This window comes from Amycolatopsis rhizosphaerae (genome assembly GCF_007713715.1).
Taxonomy (GTDB): domain Bacteria; phylum Actinomycetota; class Actinomycetes; order Mycobacteriales; family Pseudonocardiaceae; genus Amycolatopsis_E; species Amycolatopsis_E rhizosphaerae.
In genome coordinates, this window is record NZ_VJWX01000388.1 from 1 (window position 1) to 6783 (window position 6783).

Consider the following 6783-nt stretch of genomic DNA (forward strand, 5'->3'; position numbering starts at 1 on the left):
CCAGGCAGGCCACCGCAGCCCCCGACCACACCCATGCCGTGAATCCCACGGCCCCACTCTGCCAACACCGGCACCGGGGCGCATCGTCCGCCCGGGGCAGCGGCGTACATCCCAGGGATGACCCGGCGGCCGGATTACCACCCCAGGCCGACGACGCGCCGGGGCGAGTGGGCCACGCTGGCGCGGTGACCGAAGAACAGGGCGCGCGGCCGGTGGTGCGGTTGTCGAAGGTGCGCAAGGAATACAGCGACTCCGTCGCACTGACCGGTGTTTCGCTGAGGATCCAGCCGGGGGAGGCCGTCGCGGTGATGGGTCCGTCCGGCAGCGGCAAGTCCACCCTGCTCAACATGATCGCCGGTCTGGACCGGCCGACCTCGGGGTCGGTGGAGGTCCACGGCGAGGACCTGGGCAGGCTGGACGAAGCGGGCCTGGCGCTGTTCCGGCGACGCCGGATCGGCATGATCTTCCAGTTCTTCAACCTGCTCGAGGATCTTCCCGCACTGGACAACGTCGCGCTGGCCGCCCAGCTCGCCGGAACGCCCACCTGGCAGGCGCGCAGCCGGGCGCTCGAACTGCTGGAGGAACTCGGCATCGAGGGCCGCAAGAACGTCTATCCGGCCCAGCTCAGCGGCGGTGAACGACAGCGGGTCGCGGTGGCCAGGGCCCTGATGAACCGTCCCGCCCTGCTGCTGGCCGACGAACCGACCGGGGCGCTGGACAGCAGGGCGGGCGAGCAGGTGATGGACCTGCTGATCGACCTCAACCAGCTGGGCCAGACCCTGCTGCTGGTGACGCACGACCCGGTGCTGGCGCACCGGTGCGCGAGCAGGCTGGTCGAACTGTCCGACGGCCGGATCGAGCGGGAAAGCCTTCTGGAGGAACCGGCATGATGGCCGTCTGGCAGGCATCGAGGGGTATGGTGCGCCGCCGCAGGCTGCAGACGACCGTGATCGGCATCGTGATCCTGGCCGCCTCGGCCACCATCGTGGTGGCACTGGGCCTGCTGTCCGTGGCGTCGAGCGCCTTCGACCGGATCTACTCCGCACAGAACGGCGCGCACCTGTCCCTCACCTTCGACGCCGCGAAGGTCTCCGCCCCACAGCTCGCGCAGACCGCGGCCCGACCGGGAGTCGAGGCGGCGGCGGGCCCCTTCGGAGTGGTCACCCTCGACACTTCGGACACCGGCTACGCCTACCTCGGCAGGCTCACCGTGGCAGGCCGGCCCGATCCCGGTGGTCCCGTCGACCGGCTGAACCTGTGGCAGGGCCGGTGGCCCGCCGCCCCCGGCGAGATCGTGCTGAACCGCCCACCAGGAGAAGCGGGCCTGGTGCCGGTGGGCGACCGCATCGTCCTTCCCGGACGGCCCACCCTCACCGTCGTCGGTTTCGCCCTGTCCCTCGGCAACACCGCGGACGCGTGGGTCACTCCGGACCAACTGACCGCGCTCGGGCCGGCCGGGTGGCGGATGCTCTACCGGTTCACCACCGCGGCGACGGCCGCCGACCTCGCCGCGGACCAGTCCACCGTGCTCGCCGGACTGCCCGCGGGGAGCCTGCGCGAGTCCCAGTCCTATCTGGCGGTCCGGGCGAAGATCAGCGCCACCCCGCAGGCCTTCGCCCCGTTCCTGGTGTTCTTCGGGATCCTCGCGCTCGCCGTGGCGGCGCTGATCGTGACCAACGTGGTCAGCGGCGCGGTGATCACCGGGTTCCGGCACATCGGGGTGCTCAAGGCGATCGGGTTCACGCCGAACCAGGTGCTGGCGGTCCACCTGGTGATGGTGTCGGTGCCGACGCTCGCCGGCACCGCGCTGGGCACCGTGTGCGGGGACATGATCGCCTCTCCGGTGCTGGGGCACGCCTTCGAAGCCTTCGGACCGGTCGAGATCGACGTCGCCGGCTGGGTGAACGTCGTGGTACTGCTGGGCATGCCCGCCCTGGTCGCGCTCGCGGCCATCCTGCCCGCGCTGCGGGCCCGCCGCCTTTCGGCCACCGAGGCCATCAGTTCCGGCAGGCGGCGGGGTACCGGACGGGGCCTGCGCGTCCAGCGATGGCTGAGTGGCAGCAGGCTGCCCCGGCCGGTGAGCCTCGGCGTGGGCCTGCTCTTCGCCCGCCCCGGGCGCACCGCGCTCACGCTCGCCGCCGTCGTGCTCGGCGTCACCACCACGACGCTCGCCATCGGCCTGGCCTCCTCGATCACCACCTACCAGTCCGCGGCCCGCCCGGACACCGGTGACCGGCTGTTCGTCGCCGCGGCCGGCCTCGCCCCGGTGCCCGTGGACGGCAAGGGCTTCCAGCCGGAACAGGTCGAGGCGGCGCTCACCGACTCCGGGGACGAGGCAATGCTGCGCGGGCTGCCGGGCACCCGGCGCCTCGCGGCGGTGCTGCACCTGCCGGTGAGCGTGCCGGGGGTGAGCCAGGACCTGCAGATCTCCTTCTACCGCGGCGATTCCGCCGACCTCAGCCCTTCGCTGCTGGCCGGGCACTGGCCGGACGGGCCGGGTCAGGTGGCCGCGTCGGGCCGTTTCCTGGCCGAACACGGGCTCTCCGTCGGGGACCCGCTCACCGTGGTGACCACGGCACACCGGGCGGAGTTCCGGATCGCCGGTGAGGTCATCGCCGGGAACGACGACCAGTTGCTCGCCGACTGGACGAGTGCGGCGCTACTCGCCCCCGGCGAGCGCGCCGACATCTTCGTCGTCCAGCTCGCCCGGGGCACCGCCCCGCGGGCGTTCGTCGCCGCCGTGCGCGCCGGCGACCCCGGCCTTCGCCTGCTGCCCACGCTTTCGGGCGACCACAACACGGAGTTCCTCGTCATCGGCTCGGTGACGCTGCTGACGTTGATCCTGGGCGCGGTGACCGCGCTCGGCGTGTTCAACACGGTCGTGCTCAACACCCGGGAGCGCCGCCGGGACCTCGCCATGCTCAAGTCGATCGGCATGACCCCGCGCCAGGTCACGCTGATGATGGTGTGCTCGATGGCGGCGCTCGGCGTGGCGGCCGGAGTGCTCGGCCTTCCGCTCGGCGTCGGGGCACACCGCCTGATGGTCCTGGAGATGCTGCACGCGATCCAGCGGGATGTGCCGGACCTGTTCCTGGACGTCTACTCCGCACCGACGCTGGTGCTGCTGGGCCTGGCCGGAATCGTCATCGCCGTGCTCGGTGCCTTCTTCCCGGCCAGGGCGGCCTCGGCCGCCCCCGTCGCCGAGGCCCTGCACGACGAGTGAGCCCCGCCGCGGCTCAGTCCCGGTGCAGGGCGGCCGGGGAAAGTTCGGCCGGGCGGCGGTGGCCGGACAGCCCCAGCGTGAGGTCGAAGTCCGCGAGCAGGCTGCGGAGGACGTGCCGCACGCCCTCCTCACCGGCCAGCCCGAGGCCGTACACGAACGGCCTGCCCAGCAGCACCGCCTTCGCGCCCAGCGCCAGCGCCTTGAGCACGTCCGCACCGGTGCGGACGCCGGAGTCGAACAGCACCTCGATCTTCTCGCCCACGGCCTGCGCGATCCCGGGCAGCGCGTCCAGCGCGCCGAGCGCACCGTCGACCTGCCTGCCGCCGTGGTTGGACACCACGATCCCGTCCATTCCGGCGGCCACCGCCCGGCGCGCGTCGTCGACGTGCTGGATGCCCTTGAGCAGAATCGGGCCGTCCCACAGTTTCCGGATCAGCGGCAGCTGTTCCCAGGTGTGGTCGGTGCCGGTGAACATGCCCACCCACTGCAGGATCGCGCTCGGCAGGTCCTCCTCCGGCGGCCGGGGCAGCCGCGCCCGGAACGCCGGGTCCGACAACGGGATCGCGGTGCCCTCGCCCTTGAGGAACGGCAGGTAGGCCCGGTCGAGGTCCTGCGGGCGCCAGGCCAGCGTCCAGGTGTCGAGCGTGACGACCAGCGTGGAGTAACCGGCGGCTCGGGCCCGGGCGAGGATGCTGGCGCAGACCTCGTCGTCGGAGGGCCAGTACAGCTGGAACCAGCGCGGCCCGTCGCCACCGGCCTCGGCGACCTCCTCGATGGTGTGCGCGGAGGCCGTGGAAAGGATCATCGGCACGCCCAGCGCAGCGGCGGCACGCGCGGTGGCGAGCTCACCTTCCGGGTGCACGATCGTCTGCACGCCGATCGGCGCGAGCAGCACCGGGACGGGCAGGGTGGCGCCGAACAGCGTGGTGGACAGGTCCCGTTCGGTGGCGCCGGTGAGCATGCGGGGCACGATCTTCCAGCGGTCGAAGGCCTCCCGGTTCGCGTGCATGGTCGCGCCGGATCCCGCCCCACCGGCCACGTACCCGTACGCCTCGGGGGTCAGCACGCCCGAGGCCGCACCGTCCAGGGTGGTGGGGTCCGTGGAGAACGCGGGTGTGGTCCCGGCGAGCCCCTGCAGGTAGATCTCGTTCTGGTAGCCCCCGAATCGTTCGGCCACTTCGCCGCCCTTCCTGTCCGTGCACCGCGCCGGTCCGCCCTCATCTTCCCCGATCACTGGGCCGTGTGGCCGCTTGCCGCACCTGACGGCGGACCATTACTCTCACGAGACACCGTCACTACCGAACGTTACGAACATGGGCGGTTGTCGCAGGGGGGCGAATACCGTGAGGTTCGACGCGGATCTGACCGAGCTGGACTTCCTGGCCGAAGACCTTGAGCTGGGCCGGTTCATCGCCCCTCACGAACTCCCGTACTTCGGCGAGAGCGGCACCGAACGCGCCGCGCGACGCGAACGGTTCCGCCAGCGGCTCCACCGGGACGGCTGGCTGTCCCGCGGAGGCGGCCTGCGCGCCGACTTCGAGGAACTGCTGCGGATCTGGGCCGAACCCGAGGTGGTACTCACCCAGGTCGTGAACGTGGTCGAGGCCGGTCGGCGGTTGTTGTACCGCGGCGGCTGGCGAGGCCGGACCGGCGTGCTGACCAGCCAGAAAGGCACCGTGCTGAGCTTCGGCGAACTCCGTCCCGCGCAGGTCGTCGACAGACTGGTGGGTTTCCTGCCCGACTGGGAACCGGTCCACGGCGCACCCGTGACCTATGTCCAGGTTGGTGGCGTACACCCCGGTGGTCCGGACCACGGCGAAAACTTCTTCGGCGGGATCGACGCTGTGCCAACGAACGCGTCCGGTGGCCCCCGCGCCGCCGAGCGCTTCTTCACCGCACCGGTCGTCCGTGCCGGGGCCATCACCTGCTCCGTCCGGGAACCCGGCACCCGGACCAGGCGCGGCCGCGAGGTCGAGGTGGGGTCGCTGACCTGGTTCGACACCACAGGGGGCCGGTTCTTCCTCACCACCGAAACCCTGTCCGACGGCGCCGAACGCCACACACTCACCCCGGCCGACCGCGCCCGCATCGCCCAATGGCTGCGCGACCGCCTGAATCGATAACGCGACAGCTACTTGTCGCGGCAAAATTGCGACAAAATGTGCGCCGCAGGGTACCGTTGCGGAACGCGGTAAACCGTTATCACCGGCATCGACGGGTGGGGAGAACGGTCATCATGGCCGACGACAACACCACGAGCGAGCAATTCGGCTCCAGCATGGCAGTCATCTTCGGCGGCGAACAACAGGTCAACAAGATGGCCGACGACGCCGGGAAACTACTCGCGGACGCGAAGGCAGGAAAATGGGCCGTCGACGAAGAAACCGGCACACACCTGAAGCGCGCCGTCACGCGGATTCAGGACCGGCTGGCCGACATCGGTCGGCGGGCAAATCGACTGGAGCGCGCACCGATGCTGGGCAACGATGACTACGCACAAAGGGTCGCCCAGCACTTCCAGAACGCGATGATCGCGGATGATCAGGCACTCATCCCGGTGTTCCGGAAGACCAGGGAAAGCCTGGACATGCTGAAGCAGGCATTCGACGAAGCGATCAAGCATTACGACGCGTCGGATGAAGCCGCCGCCAGGCATTTCGGCCCGTTCGAAGACCGAGGACCTTCATGAGCACCAGCACTCGTGCCATCCGCTTTCTCGCCGCGACGAGTTGCGTGGCGGTCGTTCTCGTAGGGTGTTCCAGCACCACCAGCGGCACGCCCATGCCGTTGACGAGCATCGCCGGGCCCAGCACCAGCGGACCGGACACCAGCAGCACCAGCGCGAATGTGCTCGCGAACCTGAACGCCTGCCAGGTTCTCGACCAGGTGCTTGCCGGACAAGGCTTCAATCCTGGCGAGAACAAATCAAGGCGAAACGAATGCGGCGCGCTCAAGCCTGGCTACGGCGACTTCGACCTATCGCTTGACCCGGTACAAGGGCTCGCAGAGTTCACCAGAACCGACCTTGACGCGATCAAGATCGACATCAATGGGCGAAACGCCATGCAAGCGACGGAAGAACTTGGGGGCGGTTGTTCCGTGGCAATGGAGGTGTCCGCGCACGCGCGGGCGGTGGTCGGAGTCACGATGTCGAGCCCGAGTCAGGATTCGTTGGCCTGCTCGAACGCGCGGCAGTTGGCGCAGCGGGTCGAGCCATTGTTGCCAAAGGGGCAATAGGAGGGGATCGCCGTGACTCAGCCGGGCGGGACGGACGGGTATGCGCGTCGTTTGTACGAGGCCGAGGTGTATGCCAAAGCGTCGGCGGAGCGTGCCGGCAAGAACGCCTGGGTCGACCGGGTAGAGGAGCCCGCCGATATCGCGGGCAAATACTCCGTGGTGTCCGGCGAACTGTACGAGCAGAAGGTGACCGCCGAGGGCGGCGGTTACCGGGACGGCTTGGCCCCCTCGGACCTGTACTACCACGCGCTGCCGCACGAGACGTTGATCCTGATGGTGCACGACGGTGTCAGCCCGGAGGACGTCGACGAACAGGGAATGAT

The 6783-nt window shown here is 70.0% G+C and carries 6 protein-coding genes and 1 pseudogene; 6 read left to right on the top strand and 1 reads right to left on the bottom strand.

Going from position 1 to position 6783, the window contains the following annotated elements; translation table 11 throughout:
* Window positions 1-185 precede the first annotated feature (185 nt).
* Together FNH05_RS28215 and FNH05_RS28220 are read left to right on the top strand one after the other, a co-directional pair.
* On the top strand, window positions 186-890 hold the full coding sequence (locus tag FNH05_RS28215) for an ABC transporter ATP-binding protein (RefSeq protein ID WP_144591886.1): 705 nt from the start codon (window positions 186-188) through the stop codon (window positions 888-890).
* Entirely contained in the window at window positions 887-3223 is a 2337-nt protein-coding gene (locus FNH05_RS28220; protein WP_144591887.1) for an FtsX-like permease family protein, read from the top strand. The genes FNH05_RS28215 and FNH05_RS28220 overlap by 4 nt, the downstream gene beginning before the upstream one ends.
* A 13-nt stretch (window positions 3224-3236) precedes the next feature.
* Here FNH05_RS28220 and FNH05_RS28225 read toward each other — a convergent pair whose 3' ends face one another.
* Window positions 3237-4400: a lactate 2-monooxygenase gene (locus FNH05_RS28225; RefSeq protein ID WP_144591888.1), complete on the bottom strand. Its 1164-nt coding sequence runs from the start codon at window positions 4398-4400 to the stop codon at window positions 3237-3239.
* Window positions 4401-4566: 166 nt separating this feature from the next.
* Here FNH05_RS28225 and FNH05_RS28230 point away from each other — a divergent pair, with 166 nt between their 5' ends.
* The 4 genes and pseudogenes from FNH05_RS28230 to FNH05_RS28245 all read left to right on the top strand — a co-directional run.
* Window positions 4567-5346, top strand: a complete 780-nt coding sequence (locus FNH05_RS28230) for an ESX secretion-associated protein EspG (protein WP_246127987.1) — start codon at window positions 4567-4569, stop codon at window positions 5344-5346.
* Between the two features lie 113 nt (window positions 5347-5459).
* Window positions 5460-5912 carry a hypothetical protein gene (locus tag FNH05_RS28235; RefSeq protein ID WP_144591890.1) on the top strand — a complete coding sequence of 151 codons (453 nt, stop codon included), beginning with the start codon at window positions 5460-5462 and terminating at the stop codon, window positions 5910-5912.
* Window positions 5909-6460, top strand: a complete 552-nt coding sequence (locus FNH05_RS28240; RefSeq protein WP_144591891.1) for a DUF3558 family protein — start codon at window positions 5909-5911, stop codon at window positions 6458-6460. The genes FNH05_RS28235 and FNH05_RS28240 overlap by 4 nt, the downstream gene beginning before the upstream one ends.
* A 12-nt stretch (window positions 6461-6472) precedes the next feature.
* Window positions 6473-6783, top strand: a pseudogene (locus tag FNH05_RS28245) (hypothetical protein); the annotation flags it as partial.

What these genes read in the sequence shown, in the direction of transcription:
- FNH05_RS28240 (WP_144591891.1), top strand. Translation starts at nt 5,909, where the DNA reads ATGAGCACCAGCACTCGTGCCATCCGCTTTCTCGCCGCGACGAGTTGC.
- FNH05_RS28220 (WP_144591887.1), top strand. Translation starts at nt 887, where the DNA reads ATGATGGCCGTCTGGCAGGCATCGAGGGGTATGGTGCGCCGCCGCAGG.
- FNH05_RS28235 (WP_144591890.1), top strand. Translation starts at nt 5,460, where the DNA reads ATGGCCGACGACAACACCACGAGCGAGCAATTCGGCTCCAGCATGGCA.